Here is an 18,616-nt window from a genome sequence, read left to right as displayed (position 1 = left end):
CGACAGAAGGCGTAATACGGCCCTTCAATGGGCACGCTACGCGCTTCACTTCCTGCGTTTTTTGGAGCGGGCTCCAATGTTTGCCTGCCGGGTCCGGAGATCGAAGAAAGATCGAAGTCGAGGCTGATGGCCGAATTTGCGCTCTCGTGTTGCTTGCCAGCCAGCGCGCGGGGATGCCCTATCCTCGTCGGCCTTGGGGGCGCTGCTGTCCTCGCCAAGCTGCTGCAAGGCGCAAGCCCCCGAACGCCGCTTCGATGGGGTGCGCTCAAAGAGGCAAGTCGGACGGCCCCGTGCCCCGTCCCTCCGAGCGAATGCCACTGAAGGTCGAACATGTCAGGGTGTGCTTGCAGTTGAACTGGGCCTCGCAAGTCGGTTACCGCTGCAAACTGACGATGAGCGGGCACCGCTCTGTTTCGCGCCGCTCGCAACAGTCTTGAACCAAGCTGGACAGCACCGCCTCGATCCGATGGAGGTCCGCGAGCTTTTCCCTGATGTCCACCAACTTCTGCTGCGCCAGCACGCGCACATCGCAACAGTGCGTACCGTCTTCCAGTTCCAGCAATTGAGCCACCTCGCCAAGGCTGAAACCCAGGCGCTGTGCGGATTTGATGAATCGCACGCGAGCCACGTCCGCATCGCCATAGTGGTGGACGCTGCCTCCCCCCGGCTTTCGGGGCATCGGCAGCAGGCCTTTTCGTTGATAGAACCGGATCGTCTCCACGTTAACGCCTGCCGAGCTTGCGAAGCTTCCGATACTGAATTTGCCGGCTTTCTGATCCATGGATGTTGACTCCGTACTTGGGTACGGAGTTTAGGATCGAGTGCAAAAACATTGTCAAACATCGTGACGTCACAACAGACCGTCCTGTCCGGGCCGCTTGTCTCTACAGGCAGGAAGGAATCGCGCAACTTTGAGTTTGGCGCAAACCAACTCGAGCTACCTCGCCAAACGGGCGAATCCGACTTGCATTGGCCGCTGCATGGCTCGTCCAACGTCGACCGTGAGCTCCCCTTCCTGCGACATCCCGACGTCGTCGCCACCCACGCTTGGACGTGCGTCAGGATCGAAGTGGAGGCGTTGACGTCAGCGGCGTCCTGCGCCAGCGGCGCTGGCGCGTGGCCGATGAAAGTACTGAAGTCACACCGCGATGGTCCTGCCGCAATGTATTCGGTGTTCCTGCGCTTGATCTCCGGTGCCGCCGAACGCGTCGCTGACTTTGCCACCTGCTTGGAGGCGGTGGACTACGCAAGCGCCATCATGGGAATGCAATGGAACCTGGGACGCTGTCTACCGCGTTGCGGCGGACTCTTCGGTCTGCAACGCGCCGTGCGCACCGCTGGTGTGCATTTGTACCTCGGGCGAAATTCGACTGTCGAGGCTCCCGAATGGATCGAGGATCCTGCATCCGCACTGGTGTTCGGCCGAGACGAAGCCAATGCGTCGTCGCCGGTAACGCAAGCGCTGCGAGGCGAGGAAGCCGTGCGCAAATGCTCGTGGCTTGCGGCACAGGTCCTGCATGCGCGTGCTGCACAGGCAAGAGCACCTGAAATCTGTGCCGTTCCTGAAATGGATGTTTGGATCGGCATGGCGACGGTACTTGATCTCGTTCCATCGTTTGCAACGCTCCACGTGAGCCCAGACTTCGCATCCACGCTCTTGCGCTTGCAGCGACTGTGCCAACACGCTTCGTTGAAAGAAATACGCGCCGAGACCACCGCGGTGTACTGGGGTTCGCCAGAGGTCTTCGGCGCACGGCATCACCAGCGGGGCGAAATGATCGTGACGCCCGCCCTGGTGCGATTTGCGTCCCTTCCGAGCGCGCGAGGTTGTCGCATGGAGACAGTGGCACTGGACGTTGTCGAGTTCATGCAGGCCGTCCAGTCATACCGCTGGGATGAAGGCACGTTGGTGGTGGATTTGCATGGGATTGCAAAGGTGCCGAGCGCCTGATGGGGCCAGGACACGCCGAGGCGCGCCCCGAAAGCTCTTCCGCCCAAGCAGACAGCCGGCCGTCCTCCGCTCCCATCGAGAAGCCGGTGTGTTTGCATGCTGCCTTGCTGAAGATGATGAGCGACCAACCACCCTGTAGGGACCGCCTGTGTGGATCCGGTCCTCGAACAGGAGGCAGCAGGTCAAATGGTCCTCGGTCCACGCCGCTGCAACCGGCCGAAGACGTTCCTTTGGAGTTGCGCCATGGTGCCAGCGCCCTCTGGTGATTCGGCCAGCCGGGCGGCCGGCAAGCTCGGCAGCCGTGGTCGAAGGCGTTGCTGCCTTCGCCCGGCGCATCGCAGCGCGCCGGGGCGCAGGGTCAGTGCACAGGACCGCCGCGCCAGCTCGGAAAGGGCGCTTTCCCCAGCGCCACGGCCACGCCCCTAGCCGCCAGCAAGCGCGTGGAGTCGAGGGTCGGCAACGGTGAGTCGCCAGGCCCGATGAGCAGCGGAATCTCGGTGCAGCCCAGCACCACGGCATCGCAACCACTCTCGGCCAAGCGCGCGATAACGCGCTGACATTCGGCACGTGATGCATCGCGCAGGACGCCGTTGCACAGCTCTTCGAAGATGAGCCTGTGGACGAACGCCCGATCTTCGTGCGCGGGCGACCTGCACGCCAAGCCTTGGCGTGCCAGAGCCTCGCGGTACAGTGGCCCCTCCATGGTCCATCGAGTGCCCAGCACGCCCAGCGTCCGATGGTCTGCATCCCGTGCCGCTTTCGCAACCACATCGGCGATGTGCAGACCGGGCAGCGCCAACGCGGGGCCTTGGGCCTGCAGGGCCAGGTGTGCAGTGTTGTCGGGGCACACGAAGAAGTCGCACCCGGCAGCCAGCAGGCGCTGGACCGTCACGGCCAGCGTGGCACGGATCGGCTGCAGCGCGTGGCGCTCCCATGCAGGCATGCTGTGTCCCATTGCGATCACCGAGGTCGTGATGTCGGGATGCAAGTGGGGGCCGAGCTGTCGGCTGCCTTCGTGACAGGCCGCGAGGTAGCAAAGCGCCGAGCCTTCGGCGCTGTGGGCGAGGATTCCGAGGTGCTTCATGTTGTGCGCATTGGATAGAGGTGGCAGAGAATCGTAGAGCTCGGCCCGCAAAATCGGCGCGCTCGTTCGCCTTCGGCGCTTTCCGGATGTTTTGTTTTTCCGCCACGAAGTGAATATCGTGAAGCTCGATGCCATCGACCGCCGCATCCTGGCCTGCCTGCAGGAGGACAACCAGATCTCGAACCTGGCGCTGGCCGAGCGCGTCGGTCTCTCGCCCCCAGCCTGCCTGAAACGCGTGCGCGCCTTGCGCGAGGCGAAGGTCATCATCGGCGACATGTCGATCGTGGACCCGAAGGCACTGGGCCAGTTGGTCACCGTCGTGGTGGAAGTAACGCTCGCGCGTGCCAGCCTCGACGTGGTCGATGGCTTCAAGCGCAAGATGGTCGGGCAACCCGAGGTGTCGCAGTGCTACCTGGTGACGGGCGCCCCTGATATCGTGCTGATCGTGCAAGTGGCCGACATGGAGGCCTACGAGAGTTTCCTCACACGGGTGCTCTACAGTGATGCAGCCGTCGCGACGGTTTCCAGCCTGGTGGTCGTCAACCGGATCAAGTTCCAGCCGCGCGTGGTGGTGGATGGCAGCGGGCCGTGAACGCCCAGCACTGCCGGCCGCTTCCTGTGCGGGGGATGCATAAACGAAGGCGCCATGCGAGATCCGGAAGGACGACATCGCCGTCTGCCGCAGCGCGCTCTTGGAAATCGTGAAAATCCTTGCCCTTGAGAAGCCCCATGTCGCTGTATTCGGCGTGCGGTCAGACGCGGCGCTTACGGGGTGGGCTCCTCATGCCCCGAGCACCCCGTTGTCAGACGGCCGCTGAAGGGAGCGACTGGTTGCGCAGGTGACGCGCCATGAAATCGCGTGCCTCGTCGGCCGGCACAGGCTTGCACAGCCAGTAGCCCTGGGCTTCGTCGCATCCGTGGCTGTGCAGGTAGTTGAACTGGACGGGCGTCTCCACCCCTTCGGCCACCACCTTCATCCGCAGCCCGTGGGCCAGCGTGATGATTCCGTCGATGAGAGCGCGCGCGTCCGCGTCCTGCGAAAGGTCGTTGATGAAGGAGCGGTCGATCTTGACCGTGGAGAGCGGAAAGTGCTTCAGGTACGACAGCGACGAGTACCCCGTGCCGAAGTCGTCGATGGCCAGGCCTACGCCCATGTCGCGGATGGTGCGCAGAATCGCCACCGCGTGCTCCGGGTCCGCCATCATCGCGCTCTCGGTGATCTCCAGCTCGAGCAGCGAAGGATCGAGGCCCGACGACTCCAGGATGGCCTTGACGTCGGCCACCAGCGTGCGGCTCTCGAACTGGCGCGGCGACAGGTTGACGCTGGTCAGCACCTCCGGCAGGCCGTGCTTCTGCCATGCGAGCGCGTCGGCACAGGCTCTTTCCAGCGCCCACTTGCCCATCGACACGATCAGGCCGAGCTCCTCGGCGATCGGAATGAACTGCACCGGCGGAATCATGCCCAGCACCGGATGGCGCCAGCGCATCAGCGCCTCCACGCCGACGATGCGCTGCGTCTGCAGGTTCATCTTCGGCTGGTAGTGCATTTCCAGTTCGCCGCGCTCCAGGGCGTGGCGCAGGGCGCTTTCCAGCATGAGCTGCTCGGTGCTCTGCGCGTTCATCTTCGCTGCGTAGAAGCGGTAGGTGTTGCGGCCCTTTTCCTTGGCGCGGTACATGGCGGCGTCGGCGTTCTTCAGCAGCGTCTCGGCATCGCCGCCGTTCTCCGGGTAGATGCTCACGCCCACGCTCGCGGTGACGTGCAGTTCGCGCCCCTCGATCACGAAGGGTTCGGCGCAGCGCGCGAGGACACGCTCCGCGATCACTGCGGCATCGTTGGCGCTGTCCAGATCCTCCAGCAGCAGTACGAACTCGTCGCCGCCGAAGCGCGCCACCACATCGGTCTTGCGCAACAAGGCCTTGAGGCGCTTGCCGCATCCCTTGATCATCTCGTCGCCCACGCCGTGGCCCAGTGTGTCGTTGATGTGCTTGAAGCGGTCAAGGTCCACGAACATCACGGCGAACTGCTTCTGCTGGCGGTTGCTGCGCCGGATGGCGCGCGCAAGCTCCCGCTGCAGCGACGAACGATTGAGCAGCCCCGTCAGCTCGTCATGGCTGGCCATGAAGCGCAAGGTCTTCTCGGCCTCCTTGCGCTGCCGGTACTGAGAGATCTGCAGTGCGATGACCCGCAGCGACTCCAACGTCTCGGCCTCACTCACGGAGTGTCTGGAACCGAAGAGCTCCAGTGCCGTGGCCGCCCCCGGGGCCACGATCGGCACGATAAGACCGCTGATGAGTCCCGCTTCGCGGGCCATCGCATCGCGGGCGAAATGGGCCGGCGACGCCTGCGTGTCGATGCGTACCACGCCACCAATGCCCAGGGCGCGCCCCAGCGAGCCTTCGTCGGGCCGGTACTCGCGCGACCGGCTGGCGCAGGCGAACTGCGACACCGCAGACTCCTGGTCTTCGGCATGCCAGATGGCGTCACAACGAACCACACCGTCCTCGCCGACGCTCCACAGCGCGCCACAGTCCCAGCGCAGTTCGCTGCAGATCGCCTCCAGGGCCAGCGCGATCACCGTCTCGGTCCGGCCGTCACCGGCCAGCAGCCGTGCGATCTTGTACTCGAGCTTCTGGCGCAGCGCATCCTTGCGCGGCCGCGTGGTGTCGCGCACCGTGCCGCGCACCAGCATCTTGCCCGCCTCCTCGCCCGACTGCGCAATGACGTGCAGCCAGCGCTCGGTGCCGTCGGGCATGCTCAGGCGATGTTCGAATTCGCTGCGCTGCGCGGACTGGACGGCCGATGTGATCTGCTGGTGGACTGCCGCGCGCTCCGAGGCCGGCACGCGCGAGAGCAGCGCGTACAGGTCCGGCGGTGAGGAATCTCCCGCAAAGCCCAGGATCCGTCGCGCTTGCTCGGAGCATTGCAGCGCGCCGGTTTCCGGATCAAGAGTCCAGCCGCCCAGGCTGGCCAGCTGCTGGGCGTCCTTCCACTGCCGTTCGCTCACCCGCAGGTGGCCGGTCATCTCGCTCGCCAGGACCTGGGCCCGGGTGCGCGAGGTGGTCAGCGAAAAGACGATGCCTGCGAGCAGCATGCTGGTGGTCAGCCCGCCGAGAACGATAAACCAAGGCGTGGCCCTGTCGAGTGGGCCGAAGACCTCGCTTTGGTCTTGTTCGACCTCGACGAACCAGGAGTGGCCGCCCAGCTCGAAGCCGAGCATGCGCCGGAAGCTGCGCGCGGGCGAAGCGATCGCCGCGGCGTGCTTCGTCAGCGCGGCGCTGTCGAACAGCAACTGCTGCTCACCGATCGGGGTAGGCGCAACGAACCTCGCCTCGACGCGCGTTCCGATCGCTCCCTTGCCCCGCCCGCCATCGGCAAGGCGCAGTCGCAGCGTGCCCGCGCGATCGGGGCTGACCACATCGCGCAGCATGCCGGCGATGCTCAGGCCCGTGCCCACCGAGCCCATGTAGGCGCGACGGCGCTGCTCGAGCGTATCGAGCGGCATGTGCGGCCGATAGACCGGCAGCCGCATCGCCAATCCGATATCGGCCTCGCGCCCAGGGATGCGAACCTTGCGGCCGGACGTGACGAGCCCCCCGGTGTCACGCCCCTGCTCCAGCGCATTCCCCCGATCGGGCATCGCGCCCAGGTCGTTGCCCAGCAGCTTCTCGTTGCCGGCCTGGGGTTCTATATAGAGCAGCGGGTAGTAGATGTCGCGTTCACCGGGCGGCTTGATGGCGAAGCTGGGAGCCACGCCGAGACTCGCATCGCGACGCACCTGCGCCTCGAAGGCGCTCTTCTCATCGGCGGCGACGTAGGGTGCGTAGGTGGCCGCCTGGAACCCGGGATAGGTGTTCGCCAGGTTGAGCCCCGCGACGAAGTTCCTGAAATCGCTGCGTGTCACCGCATCGGGGGTATTGAACCTCGCCCGCAGCCCGGTGAGGACGGCGACGTAGTCATCGAAGCGGTCCTCGACCTTTCGCGCCAGGTCCAGCGCGGTTGCATCGAAGCGCGTCTGTGCGCTGCGCTCGATCTCCTGGTGGACGGAGACGCCGAGGGCGATCGACATCGCGATGCCAATCCCAAGGATCGCCAGCGGCAGACGAACCTTGACCCAGATGGACTTTGACATTGGACTTGCCCCCGTCGCTGGCTCAGACCCTTACATCGTTGACGCAATATATCGAGGCCACGCAGGTCCGTCACGCAATTCGTTACGAAGATAACAAGGCGTGATTCCGATGGCTCACCAAGACTTAATTCTTAAGAATTAGAAAAAGCGTGGCACTGGTGGCTCAAGGCAAGCGGCAAGCAGCCCGTCTTCGGAAAGAGCGTCGTCGACGCTGGTCGGGCCGCGCGAAGGCGTTCGAACGCCTTAGCGCGCCAGTCAGGACGTGGAGGGATGTGCCGCAGCACAGACGCGATCGCGTCCTTGGGTCTTCGCCTGGTACAGGGCCTTGTCTGCCGCCTCGATCAGTTCCTTGGACTGTCCGTCCAATGCGGAAGGCCTCAACGCCTCCACGCCGGCACTGAGCGTCACGAAACCGTTCTCCACACCCGCATGCGCGATCTTCAGATCGCGCACCGCATTGCGGATCCGTTCCGCCAGCAGGAGCGCGTCCTGCACGTCGGTGTTCGGCAACAGCACCGCCAGTTCCTCTCCGCCATAGCGAGCCGCAAGATCACCCGGACGCCTGGCGGCCAGGGCCGCGACCGTGCGCCCGATCTTCTGCAGGCATTCGTCGCCCGCCGCATGGCCATAGATGTCGTTGTACTGCTTGAAGCAGTCCACATCGATCATGATGAGCGCCAGGGTGCTGGCGTCGCGAACGGCACGCCCGATCTCGGTGTTCAGGGTCACGTCGAACTTGCGGCGATTGGCAAGGCCGGTCAGCCCATCTTCCATCGCGAGCGTCTTGAGGGTCCCGTTCAAGGTCTCCAGCGCATCGCGCGCGCGTCGCAACTCGGCCTCCGTCTGGACTTGCAGCTCGAACTGCTTGACCAGGCGCCAGCCGACGGCAGCGACGACCAAGACAAGAAGAACGACGCCGCCCGAGTGCCACAGTGTCTCGCGCCACCAGTCGGCGAGGATTTCCTCCTTGGAAAGGGACGCCGCGACGAACAGCGGATAGTTCGGAAGACGCCGGAAGCTGTTGAGCCGCAGGACCCCGTCCTGCGCAGACCTGATGTAGGCCGTACCCACCGGTCCCTGAGAACGGTAGGCCTGAAAAAGGTCGCTGCCGCGCATGTCGCGCCCCACCGTGCTCGGACTGTAGGGACGACGCGTGATCATGGTTCCATCTTCAAGAATCAGCCCCAGAGCCCCGGCCTGCCCGATGTCGAGGCTGGCGTAGAAATTCACGAAGAAATCAACCCGGATCGTGGCGAGCGCCACGCCGGCAAAGCTGCCGTCGGCATGGTTGATGCGCCGCGAAATCGGCACCAGCGACCTTCCGGTGGTTCGACTCGTCACGGGTACGCCGACGTGCGGGCCGCGGCTCGTGTTCGCGCGATGGAACTGGAAATACTCCCGGTCGGCGTTGTTCAGGTTCTGCGGCCAGATCTGGCGGGAGTTCGCGACCCAATTGCCGTCCTCGTCGTAGACATGAAGACCGTCCAGTTGCGGAAGCTGCGCGATGCGTCCTGCGAGAAATTCGCGCAGCCGCGCGATCTCGGCAGGTCCTGTTCCGTCGGATTCGATCCGCTCGACGAGACCAACGAGCACTGTGTCGGCCAGCTTGATCTGATCGTCCGCCTGCTGCGCCATGGCGCGCGCGAGATTCGATGTCGCCACGCTCATCTGGCGCAGGTGGAGCTGGCGGGACTGCCAACTGTTCCAGCCATCGATCGCGAGCAGGCCCAAGCACACAAGGGCCACGAAGACCACCGTCCTGGATGCGAGGGACAGTCGTCGCAGCACTGCTTACTCTTGCGATGAGAGGAGGAGAGCCATGAACGGACTTTGACACATCCAAGGCGATTTGAGACCCGTGGACGACGGGTTTCTCGGCCCGGGACCGCACCACTCGCGCTGAACGGTGGCCAAGCGTAAGCGGATGGTGTTACTCCTTCGCTCCACCACGCTGCCAAGCTCTGGTTCAGATCGGCAGGAGGCTCGCACGGGCCCATCGATCTGCGCGGCATCGGCGAGCGCAGCATAGGTGGTGTAGCGATGATCACACGACAGCGGCCGCGCGCACAGCGGCAACAGCTGAATCCTCGTGTGTCCGCGAGCGCTCAGCGCAAGAGCATCCCTCCGGAAACCCGCAGGGAAACAAAACCGTATCGACGCCAAAGGGATGCGGGCCCTCAGCGCTCGAACAAAGGGCAAGCATCCATCGGCACTACCTTCCCGCCGACACCCATCCCGCCATTCCGACCCAATATCCGCGCTAGGCCCTGTAGAGTGGGCCGACTCGAGGACGTCCAGGAAGGAGGGTCACGTGCAGCACTTCGGCAGCGATTCCAATGAGCCAATGTTCGTCCAGGCATCGACTGTTGATTTCCATCCAGCAGTGACCCCGATCTCAACTGAAGCGCCATACACAAAGCATGTCGTCGCAACGCCGGACCAAGCCAAAAGCACTTGCTCGAGGTTGCGTTCGGCTTCGAAAGCGGCAACGTGATCAATGGCACTGGGTCTACGCAAGATCCGTTGGATCCGCCCCGGCATGGGCAGACGCCACGGGATGAATTGTTTCAACCGCAACGAACAGGGAAATCTGGTGCTGTTGCGGGTCTACGTGAAGGCCAGGTTCGACAACATTCCCACCGCTACCCTGCTGAAGCTGAAGGAGCAAGCCATCGATGTCGAAGATTGACTAGGAACTGGCGCAATTCGAAAAGGATTTGCTCCAGTCCATCGAAGAAGTGAAGCGCGGGCATCCTGCTGGCAGCCACCAAGGCTGACGCCAAAGTGGCAACCACCATCCGACTGGATGCAGCTGTCCCGGAAGCGCTAAACACTCTCCGCCCTGGCTGACAGGCGCGGGCAAACGATGCGCTACGCGGTGCTTGTGGCAAAGGCGGCGCCCAGCGCCCAGCGCCCAGCGCCCGGCCGCGACGGCCACGCACAGCCGCGACGCAACGCTGGCACCTAGACCACACAGCCACCGCATCGGCGTGCCGCTCAGATCGGCCAGCCACAGGAACAGCCCTTCGAGACATCGAGAAGACACGGATGCGCACCGCGCTCAACTCCTGCCATAACAACCAGATGCACGCGGCCAAGCTGCATGACATCAGTCGCAACGTGCGGGGCCTCGGCCCATCAAGAACCGCGAGATCTCGGTGCTGGAGCAGCCTCGCGTGCGGGCTGAAGGCGGAACCTTCAGCCCGGATTCATCGTCGAGAAGATGTCGCCACAGCGCGCGGATTCACGGCTTGCGGCACCCCGTGAGCGTTGTCTTCACATAGAGCGGCGAAAGCTCAAGGACTTCGACCGAGCGCTGCGCATCTGATGCGGCAACGATTGCAGCCAGGATGCCTATACGCGCACTCCGAGGCAGGGCAGAAAGCGCCTGTACTGCACGACCAGCGGACAGGTCTTCCTGTCCGCCCTGCCGCAGCACGAGTTCGCCAATTTCATGGCATCGGCTCCCTGGGAGCCACTGACGCGCGAGACCCTCACCCGATCCGAAGGCGCTTCTCGAACGCCTTCTGAAAGTGAAGAACCCGGACTATGCGGCCAACGTGGCCGAGTACATCGGAGAGGTGGTGCGATGGTGTCGGCAATGAGGATATACGCGGATCGCATCAGGCGCGCCATCCAGCCCAGGTGCCCCTCGACGGCCGAGGGCGCTCAAGCTGCACACGTGGCATCTTGGCTTTGATCGTGGACTGCGGCGTTCCCGGCCATTGAGCAACAGAAGGGGCTTACCCGCTTTCGCTCTCACGGGCACTGGCGCCATGATGACAACGTCACCGCCGGCAGGTGATCGCCTGCAGTCAATAACTATTCCGGAGACCTCGGTGAATCGAACAGAAATCTTGGCCACAGCCATTGACGTGGCGCGCACAGGGCGGGGGTTCACGGCACTCGATGCGCTTGACTGCATTGTGGTGATGGTCGGCGAGGAAGATCCAACGAGCGGCTATCACGACGCCAACGTCGAAAGACTGCTGCGTCTGGCGGCGTGCATCTGGTCACTGAGGCATGGACTGCTCCTGTCGCACCCGCCGGATTCGGCCCAGTCAGAAGATCTTGACACAGGATGTTGAAATCGCACCCGTTGCATCCGACCGACGCGTGCGACGCGCTTGTCCTGATGCAGTTGGACACTCCGAACGGAGGTAGGCGCACGACCGAGACAAGCATCGAACCCAGTGCCTTCGCGGAACTCCCAGTCTTGCCGGAAGGTCCGACCAAAAACGGCAAATCAGAACAGGTCCCGTGCATGGAGCAAAGGCCGCCCGCTTGACTGTGCGCCCCCGAATTCTGTTCGTAAACAACGAAGGGACCAGAACAGGTGGGGCAGGCGATCACTGTCCTCGGGCGCCCCCTCGTCGTCGGCGGCAACGCCCATCCGCGCCGTCAAGCGCCCTGGCTCTGCTGCGATGCTCTCCAGCCAACCATCGATGGTCGCAACACTCGCGAGCAACGCTGATGACGTGAGTGCTGCGACAAGGAAACCGGTCTCTTCGAAGCCTGTTGTCAGCACCTCCGATTCCGGGCAGAAGAAATCAGGCAGCCGCCGCCAAATTCCTTTCCCACCTCCAAGAGCGCGCGATGCAGCCAGTTGCGCCGCGAGTAGGTAGAGAGTTGGGGCGCCTACCTCGATCGCCGCGACCAAACCCTGCGGCTCGCCGGCGAGCGATGCCGGAAGGATGCCGGGCAACTCGCGTTCCGGCATTGAAAGTGTCCAGAGGAAAAATAAGTCGCCATCCCGACCGTTCCTCGGGCGTTTCTGCCGCGTCGAATCCCAGCAGGAGTGGGCTGGCAAGGGGCTGCGTCGAGAATTCGATGCATAGACGGCGGCTGATACCACTGGCGACCGGGGAAGGATCGGTCATGCGCTCGCGAACCAACCGCTCGGGTCCGCCCCTGGATTGATCCACCAACATGCGGCAGCCTCGAAGCTGCCTTACGGATGTCTGAGATACACCGCCGCGAATCAATTCGACGCGCGGCGGATCCTCATCTCACCACTTCACGCGCACGCCCACCGAGCCGTTGATCGAGCTCTTCACCCTGGCGTTGCCGCCGCTCGCCCAGAGCTTGCCGATTTCGCCGTACAGGCTCGTCGACTCGCCGAGGGCCAGCGTGAAGCCGCCCGCGAGTTCGGTGCTCGTGCCGCCGGTCGGGGCTGCGATGTCGGTGGTGGTCGCGCCGTTCACGAAGCGGGCGATGTCCGCGCCGCTCGACGTCCGGTAGACGTTGAAGCGGCCGTACGGCTGCAGTGTGCCGACGCCGGTGGCGATCTCGCCCTTCACCCGCACGCCAGCACGCGCGATCCAGCCGCTGTCGGCCTGCGGCTGGACGACGGCGCCGACGATGGCGGAGTTGCCCAGGTCCATGTGCTGGTGGATCAGCTGCAGCTGCGGCTCGATGCGCCAGCCGCTGCCGCCCAGCGCGAAGGACTGACCCACCTCGATAGAGCCCAGCAGGCTGTTGCCCTTGCCGCTCATGCCCTGGCTCGCCAGCGGCTCGACGGTGTAGCGGTGTCGGCCCGACTGCACCACCGCGTCGGCGTAGAAGCCGCTGTCGCTGGTGTAGGTGCCGTACACGCCCAGGTACTGGCTGCGCAGGTCGTTGCGGCCCACGCCCAGGTTCTGGATGCCGCTGGCGAAGCCTCTCACGCTGGCGTCGCCGTCGAGCTGGCCGACGTAGAGGCCCGCGCGCCAGTTCGGTGTGGCCAGCAGGTCGGTGCCGGCCTGGAAGCCGGTGAGGCGGCCCTTGCTCGATGGCGATACCGCGCCACCCTGCTGGATGTCGATGTCGGTGGAGAGCACGCGCGCCCAGGCGCGGCGGCCCAGGGAGGGGGACGCGAGCGAAGGTGACCCGTCGGCGCTGACCTTGGCATCGTCATCGCCCACCCGCAGGTGCAGGTTGCCGAGCATTGCGAGGTTGCCCTGGCGCAGTTGGCCCGGAAGTGCCGCGTAGAGCGGCACTTCGGCCCGGTAGGTCGGGACCTGCACAGCGGCAGCGCTGCCTGTGGCGGTCGCATTGATCGCATTGGCCGTGTTGCCCGTCGCGGCCGTTGCCGTCGTGGTCGAGCGCAGGTACCAGTTCTCGCCTGCGCCGTTGGCATCGGCAGCGTACAGGCGGTACTCGTAGGCACCGGCGTCGACGTGACCGCCTGCGAGCGAGAAGGCGTCCTTGCTGGATTGTGCGGTGGTGGTGGCGCCGTTGAGCGCCGAGATCACCTCGATGCCGTTGCCTGTGGTCAGCGCACCCAGCCCGCCGAGCTGAGTGATCTGCACCGTCGTCCTGCCGCTGGCCGAGGCGCTCGCGCCATTGAGCGCCAGCCGATCGCTCAGGCTGGTGCTGTCGCCCAGAACTGTCCCGAGCCGCAGCACGCCGTTGTTGCCCACGTAAGCGCCGTTGACGGTGAGGGTCGTGCCCGGTGCCGTGCCCACAAGCGAGACCGTGCCGCTGTTGGCGAGCGAGGCGACCGTCTGACTGAAGCCCGCGAGGTCGAGCGTGGCTCCTCTTTGCACGGTGTGCGCCGAGGCCGTGCTGAAGGTCCCTGTGGCACCCGCCTTCAGGGTGCCTTCAGCCACATTGGTCGCGCCCGTGTAGCCATTGGTCCCCGAGAGGGTCAGCGTACCGCTGCCCAGCTTGGTGATGAAGCCACCTCCGCTGATGGCGCCGCTGAGGGTCGCGTTGAAGACGCCAGTGTCGATGACCGGGTCGTTGCTGCCGGTCAGCTGAATCGCGTTGGCCAGGTTCAGGCCGTCGGCCACAAAGCCGAGCGTGGTGCCATCATCCATCGCCAGCGTGCCAGCACCCAGCGCCTGACTGTTGCCGACGTTCAATCGGCCTTGCTTGAGCGCAGTGCCGCCGGCATAGCTGTTGGCCGCGGTGAGCGTCGTGGTGCCATCGCCTTCTTTGACGAGCGAGCCGGAACCGCTGATCGTGCCCGATACCGTGAGCGCGTCCGAGCGGTTGATGGCCAGCGTCGCGTTGTTGAGGATGTTGCCCACGATGCTGCCGGAGGTGCCGCCGTTGCCGAGCTGCAGCGTGCCGGCGCTGATGACGGTGCCGCCGGCGTAGGTGTTGTCAGCAGCGAGGATCGTCGTGCCTGTGCCGGCCTGCACCAGCGAGCCGGTGCCGCTGATGGTGCCGGACAGCGTCAATTCGCTCGAGCGATTGACCGCCAGCGTCGCGTTGTCGACGATGACGCCTTTCACTGCGCCGGTGGCGCCACCATTGCCAAGTTGCAGCACGCCGGCGCTGATCGTGGTGGTACCTGTGAAGGCTTGATCCTGCGTCAAGGTGAGCGTACCTGCGCCGGTCTTCTCGATGCCACCCGTGCCGCTCACGAGGCCACCGTAGGTCGCGTTGTCGGGTTGGGCGAAACGCACCAGACCGTTGTCGGTGATCGACGAAGGTGCGAATTGCGCACTGCTTTGCAATACGCCGGCCGGACCCACGGTCATGCTGCCCGTGTAGGTGCTGGCGTTGGCGCCGAGGATGAACGTGCCGCCGTTGACGGTCGTGCTGGTGATGCCCGAGGACGGCAGGGCGACGTTGAAGGTCCAGGCCCCGCCATTGCTCTGCAGCGTCTGGAAGCCAGCCAGGGACCGCGGCGCGAACGTCGCGGCGGCGCCGTCGTCGCTTTCGAGCGTCAGGAGGTTGGCGCCGCCACCGCCGCTGATGTTGCCGGTGATCGACGACCCCGTGTAGACATGCAGCGCATCGTTGCCGTTGGCAAAGTTGAGCGAGCCGATCACGCTGCCCTTGTTGGTGAAGTCGACGGCGGAGGTTCCGTTGGCGCCGAACACGGTGGCGGTGCCGGGATTGGTGTTGCCCGCCACATAACCTGCTTCCATCGTGCCGGTGTTGAGGATCGTGTTGTTGCCCGAATTCGCCTGGAACCAGATTGCAGCGTGGGTCGATCGCACGGTGCCGTGATTGATGATCGTATTGCCGCTACCCAAAGGATTGACGGCTTCCGAGTTGGAAGCTGTCCCATCGGCAAAGACGTTGGCGCCTTGCTCGACGACGAGGGTGCTGTTGTTGTTGAACTCGATCGTGTTGGCGCCGAGGTTGCCTCCGTAGGGGCTGTCTGCGCCGGTGGAGCTGTTCTGGACCGTGGCCTTGCTCTGGACCACGATGCTGGCCGCGCTGCCGACGCTGATACCCGAGCTGTTGCCGGTACTGACCGTCGTGCCCGACGTGACCATGACCGCGATGCCGCTCGGCGTCGCCGGCCCGCTGCCCACGGTGGCGGCCTGGTCGGTCCCCGTGCAACTGACCGTGTTGGCGCCCGTGTCGGTCGCGCATGCGGCAGCGGCCGGCAGGGAAACCGCTGCCAGCAAGGTGGCGGCAACCAGGCTCGCCCCCTGGGAGGCCGCTGTCGATCTCGCATGGCCACGCCCGAATTCGGAGGCGACGGTCCAAAGGGAAAGTGCGTCGTTCCAAACGACGCGAAATATCTTGTTCATTACTTGAGTCCTGGCAATAAAGAAAGATGACGCATCCGGATGACCGCGCTCTCGATCGCGTGTGACCGGCGCTGCGGCCTCGGAGACGGGGCGGACTCTAGTGCACTCTGGGAAACGAAAGTTGCCATTTCTCGAGCGCAATTTGCATTTCTCCATCGAACGCCAAATCGTTCACATTTGTTAACTCTCATTGATTCAAGAAATGGAATTCACCCGTTCATTTGTCGATGCAATCAATGTGGCAGACGGACGAGTGCGCATTAGTCGATGAGATCGACGAGCGATGGCACCGACATGCGCAGGGGCCAGAAGGTGCACGCGGCACTCACGCGGCCAGCAGTACGGGAGCCTTGGCCAACAGGAAATCCTGGCTCAAGACGCCCGACGGATCGTCTTTGCAATGGGCGAGTCGTCCCCGCTGCTGCCATTGGCAGCGCCACGCGTCGAGGGAGAGGCCGCGCATGCCTCCGCGGGGGACAGTCATTGACGGAAAGGCAAGAACTGCCCGCTGCGAGCGACGCAGTTCATGCATGATGCTGACTCAATCAGGCCTTCGCCATGCGCACCTGAACCGCTTGCGCCAAAGCAGGCATGCGCGAGTCGCCCATCGGCAGCAGTGCTCGCGAGCTCCACGGCAAGTGACGGCCCGATCCCAGAGGTCGCGGCCTCGCATTGCGCAAGGGCGACTCCTGGCTACGAGGCCGCCCTCGTGCCAGACACACGGCAAGTGTCGCCCGGCACATGGCAGCGCGCCTTGACACCTCAGACGATCGCACGGCCCATGGCGGCGTGGTCCTTCAGGCCGAGTCTCTCCACCACCATCTCGACGAACATGGAAACGGCCAGCGGGCGGCGCCCCCGGCTCGGGTACACGACGTTCAAGCCGGGGTCTACGCGCGTGTATCCCGGCAGCACCCGCACCAGCCGTCCCGCAGCGACATCGGCGGCTGTCAGGATCGAGGGCAAGGCCGCAATGCCGAGCCCCGCGCAGGCCGCCTTGCGCAGTGCCTGGTGCGCGTTGCTCTTGAAGCGCCCCTGGACTCGCACGTTCGTCTCCACGCCGGCCATGTCCCGCAAGCGCCACGTGCTGCCGCTGGCGTCGGATTGCACCACGCACGCGTGCTCGCTCAGTTCCTCCGGCGAGGCCGGCATGCCTTGAGCCGTCAAATACGCAGGGCTCGCAATGAGCTCTGCGTCGCTCGCGCAAATCCTCCGGGCCGCATAGCTGGAGTCTTGCAAGGGGCCGCAGCAAAAAGCGACATCGATGCGATCCGCGATCAGATCCAACGACAGATCGCTGGGTACGAAATCCAACGTGACCAGCGGATGAGCCGCCAGGAACGCCGCCACCCATGCCATGTCGAAGAAATCGAAGAAAAGGGTCGGTACAGCCACCCGTACCGGGCCACTCGGCGCCGAGCTGTCCGCGATTTGCAATTGCCCGGCCTCAATGAGTTGCTTGATGGCGGGTCCGCAGCGTTCGTAAAAGGCCCGCCCTGCACTGGTCAGCTCGAGCTTGCGCGTGGACCGCTGCATCAGCCGCGTGCCCAGCCGCGCTTCGAGCTGCTGGATGCGCCGGCTCACCGTTGGCGACGGCATGTTCAGCCGCCGCGCGGCCTCGGCAAAACTGCCACACCGGACGACCTGCACAAACATCGCCACTTCATTCAGATCGAGCACGAAGATTCTTTCTATTGTTGAGATTCGGATGGTTGCCCCCTCCTCCTGCGCCAGGGCACGCAACCCGCATGCACCTTTGGTTCCTGCCAGGCGCCTTCGCGCGAACTCAAAAACCCGCAATCCGTTCTCCCGATCGTTCGAAAGTGCTTGAGCAACTGAGCAATCGGGAGACCTGCCCCTGCAAAGTCCATTGGGGGAGCTCGCGGATGACGTCCCGCTGACTTCGGACGAAGCGAGGCGCCTGTACAGGTCAATCAGTCAGCCCTGGACGCGCAGGGCAACGCGCGGTCGGGTGTCGATGAACGCCTCGACCCCAGCGCATGAAGCGCTGGGAATCCGATGGGGTTCCGATGCCTAATCCACCGGATCCCGGCCTGAGCCCTCATGGCACTCGCTGGGACAGCGATCCCACCGGCCATGTGGGGGCCTTAGAGCCCCGGCGGCCTATCGCTCGCCGCTGACCTCGAGCTCGACGCGGCGGTTGGGCTGCAGGCAGGCAATGAGCTGGCTGCGCGGCCCGCCGTCGGTACACGAGACCAGGGGCTGCGTCTTGCCGACCCCGAAGGCGCGCAGCGCCGAGCGCGGCAGGCCCTGCGCGATCAGGTAGTCGCGCACAGTCGCCGCACGCGCGGCCGACAGCGCCTGGTTGTAGGTGTCGCCGCCCAGCCTGTCCGTGTGACCGATCACGGTGATCGTGTCGAAGCGCTTGTACTGACCCTTGAGCTGTGCGGCCAACTGGTCGAGCTGCGCCCGCCCGTCGGCCGACATGTCGGCGATGCCCGACTTGTCGAAAGCAAACAGCGCGTCCGCGGCCAACTTGAACCGCTGCGGCGCCGCTACCACGGCGGCGGCCGGGATCGGCGCCACCCCCTCCGCCCTGGCCGCGACGTAGCCCGCGCAAGCCGGGTCCTTCCAGTACATCGCGTCGGACAGCCCATCTTTGTAGACCACCTTGTACTGGCAGGTGACGAACTCGTCGCCGCGCCCGGTGCGGAAGTTGAACAGATAGTCCCACTCCTTCGGGCCGAACAGTCCTTCGCTGAAGTGCGGATAGCTGATGAGCTCGCGCACCTGGTTTTTCGTCATCCCCCGTCCGACGCGGCGCAGTTGCTCCACATTGACGAAGGTCCCCCCCTTGAGCCAGGCACTGCCCGCCTCGGGAAAGCGCACCGACTCGGTGGCGGCAGGCGCCGCGCCTGCCTGCTCCGGTGCTTGGGTACCCGACGCGCAGGCCCCCAGCACCGCCACGAGGGCGGTCAGTGCGAGGCGTTGGATTGCATTGTGTGTCTTCATG

General features: G+C 64.7%; 14 protein-coding genes. 6 read left to right on the top strand and 8 right to left on the bottom strand.

Annotated elements, in window-relative coordinates; translation table 11 throughout:
- Window positions 1–373 precede the first annotated feature (373 nt).
- Complete coding sequence (gene merR / locus ABL838_RS33810) at window positions 374–781, bottom strand: Hg(II)-responsive transcriptional regulator (protein WP_418126113.1); 408 nt, start codon at window positions 779–781, stop codon at window positions 374–376.
- 51 nt (window positions 782–832) lie between these two features.
- Here merR and ABL838_RS33805 point away from each other — a divergent pair, with 51 nt between their 5' ends.
- Complete coding sequence (locus ABL838_RS33805) at window positions 833–1,951, top strand: hypothetical protein (RefSeq protein WP_418126112.1); 1,119 nt, start codon at window positions 833–835, stop codon at window positions 1,949–1,951.
- A 358-nt stretch (window positions 1,952–2,309) separates the two neighbouring features.
- Here ABL838_RS33805 and ABL838_RS33800 read toward each other — a convergent pair whose 3' ends face one another.
- Complete coding sequence (locus tag ABL838_RS33800; protein ID WP_418126111.1) at window positions 2,310–3,035, bottom strand: aspartate/glutamate racemase family protein; 726 nt, start codon at window positions 3,033–3,035, stop codon at window positions 2,310–2,312.
- A 118-nt stretch (window positions 3,036–3,153) separates the two neighbouring features.
- Here ABL838_RS33800 and ABL838_RS33795 point away from each other — a divergent pair, with 118 nt between their 5' ends.
- A complete protein-coding gene (locus ABL838_RS33795; protein WP_418126110.1) occupies window positions 3,154–3,627 on the top strand; it encodes an Lrp/AsnC family transcriptional regulator in 474 nt (157 codons plus the stop codon).
- A 211-nt stretch (window positions 3,628–3,838) separates the two neighbouring features.
- On the opposite strand, the gene ABL838_RS33790 is transcribed toward ABL838_RS33795, so the two are convergent.
- On the bottom strand, window positions 3,839–7,165 hold the full coding sequence (locus ABL838_RS33790) for an EAL domain-containing protein (RefSeq protein ID WP_418126109.1): 3,327 nt from the start codon (window positions 7,163–7,165) through the stop codon (window positions 3,839–3,841).
- Window positions 7,166–7,420: 255 nt separating this feature from the next.
- Entirely contained in the window at window positions 7,421–8,953 is a 1,533-nt protein-coding gene (locus tag ABL838_RS33785) for a diguanylate cyclase (protein ID WP_418126108.1), read from the bottom strand.
- 709 nt (window positions 8,954–9,662) lie between these two features.
- Here ABL838_RS33785 and ABL838_RS33780 point away from each other — a divergent pair.
- The 4 genes from ABL838_RS33780 (at window position 9,663) to ABL838_RS33765 (ending at window position 11,253) form a co-directional block, all read left to right on the top strand.
- Complete coding sequence (locus ABL838_RS33780) at window positions 9,663–9,854, top strand: hypothetical protein (RefSeq protein ID WP_418126107.1); 192 nt, start codon at window positions 9,663–9,665, stop codon at window positions 9,852–9,854.
- Between the two features lie 359 nt (window positions 9,855–10,213).
- Entirely contained in the window at window positions 10,214–10,432 is a 219-nt protein-coding gene (locus ABL838_RS33775) for a hypothetical protein (protein WP_418126106.1), read from the top strand.
- Between the two features lie 121 nt (window positions 10,433–10,553).
- A complete protein-coding gene (locus ABL838_RS33770) occupies window positions 10,554–10,865 on the top strand; it encodes a hypothetical protein (protein ID WP_418126560.1) in 312 nt (103 codons plus the stop codon).
- A 139-nt stretch (window positions 10,866–11,004) separates the two neighbouring features.
- Window positions 11,005–11,253: a hypothetical protein gene (locus ABL838_RS33765; RefSeq protein ID WP_418126105.1), complete on the top strand. Its 249-nt coding sequence runs from the start codon at window positions 11,005–11,007 to the stop codon at window positions 11,251–11,253.
- A 158-nt stretch (window positions 11,254–11,411) separates the two neighbouring features.
- Here the strand turns inward: ABL838_RS33765 and ABL838_RS33760 are convergent, their stop codons facing one another.
- The 4 genes from ABL838_RS33760 to ABL838_RS33745 form a co-directional block, all read right to left on the bottom strand.
- Entirely contained in the window at window positions 11,412–11,885 is a 474-nt protein-coding gene (locus ABL838_RS33760) for a hypothetical protein (RefSeq protein WP_418126104.1), read from the bottom strand.
- Window positions 11,886–12,174: 289 nt separating this feature from the next.
- Complete coding sequence (locus ABL838_RS33755) at window positions 12,175–15,642, bottom strand: autotransporter outer membrane beta-barrel domain-containing protein (protein ID WP_418126103.1); 3,468 nt, start codon at window positions 15,640–15,642, stop codon at window positions 12,175–12,177.
- Window positions 15,643–16,404: 762 nt separating this feature from the next.
- Window positions 16,405–17,322 carry a LysR family transcriptional regulator gene (locus tag ABL838_RS33750; RefSeq protein WP_418126102.1) on the bottom strand — a complete coding sequence of 306 codons (918 nt, stop codon included), beginning with the start codon at window positions 17,320–17,322 and terminating at the stop codon, window positions 16,405–16,407.
- Between the two features lie 444 nt (window positions 17,323–17,766).
- Window positions 17,767–18,615, bottom strand: a complete 849-nt coding sequence (locus tag ABL838_RS33745) for an OmpA family protein (RefSeq protein WP_418126101.1) — start codon at window positions 18,613–18,615, stop codon at window positions 17,767–17,769.
- Window position 18,616 lies beyond the last annotated feature (1 nt).

Source organism: Variovorax sp. 160MFSha2.1, assembly GCF_048305075.1.
Taxonomy (GTDB): Bacteria; Pseudomonadota; Gammaproteobacteria; order Burkholderiales; family Burkholderiaceae_C; genus Variovorax; species Variovorax guangxiensis.
This window is presented reverse-complemented; position numbering and strand designations above follow the sequence as displayed.

What these genes read in the sequence shown, in the direction of transcription:
- merR (WP_418126113.1), bottom strand. Translation starts at nt 781, where the DNA reads ATGGATCAGAAAGCCGGCAAATTCAGTATCGGAAGCTTCGCAAGCTCG.
- ABL838_RS33800 (WP_418126111.1), bottom strand. Translation starts at nt 3,035, where the DNA reads ATGAAGCACCTCGGAATCCTCGCCCACAGCGCCGAAGGCTCGGCGCTT.
- ABL838_RS33790 (WP_418126109.1), bottom strand. Translation starts at nt 7,165, where the DNA reads ATGTCAAAGTCCATCTGGGTCAAGGTTCGTCTGCCGCTGGCGATCCTT.
- ABL838_RS33780 (WP_418126107.1), top strand. Translation starts at nt 9,663, where the DNA reads ATGGCACTGGGTCTACGCAAGATCCGTTGGATCCGCCCCGGCATGGGC.
- ABL838_RS33775 (WP_418126106.1), top strand. Translation starts at nt 10,214, where the DNA reads ATGCGCACCGCGCTCAACTCCTGCCATAACAACCAGATGCACGCGGCC.
- ABL838_RS33760 (WP_418126104.1), bottom strand. Translation starts at nt 11,885, where the DNA reads ATGCCGGAACGCGAGTTGCCCGGCATCCTTCCGGCATCGCTCGCCGGC.
- ABL838_RS33755 (WP_418126103.1), bottom strand. Translation starts at nt 15,642, where the DNA reads ATGAACAAGATATTTCGCGTCGTTTGGAACGACGCACTTTCCCTTTGG.
- ABL838_RS33745 (WP_418126101.1), bottom strand. Translation starts at nt 18,615, where the DNA reads ATGAAGACACACAATGCAATCCAACGCCTCGCACTGACCGCCCTCGTG.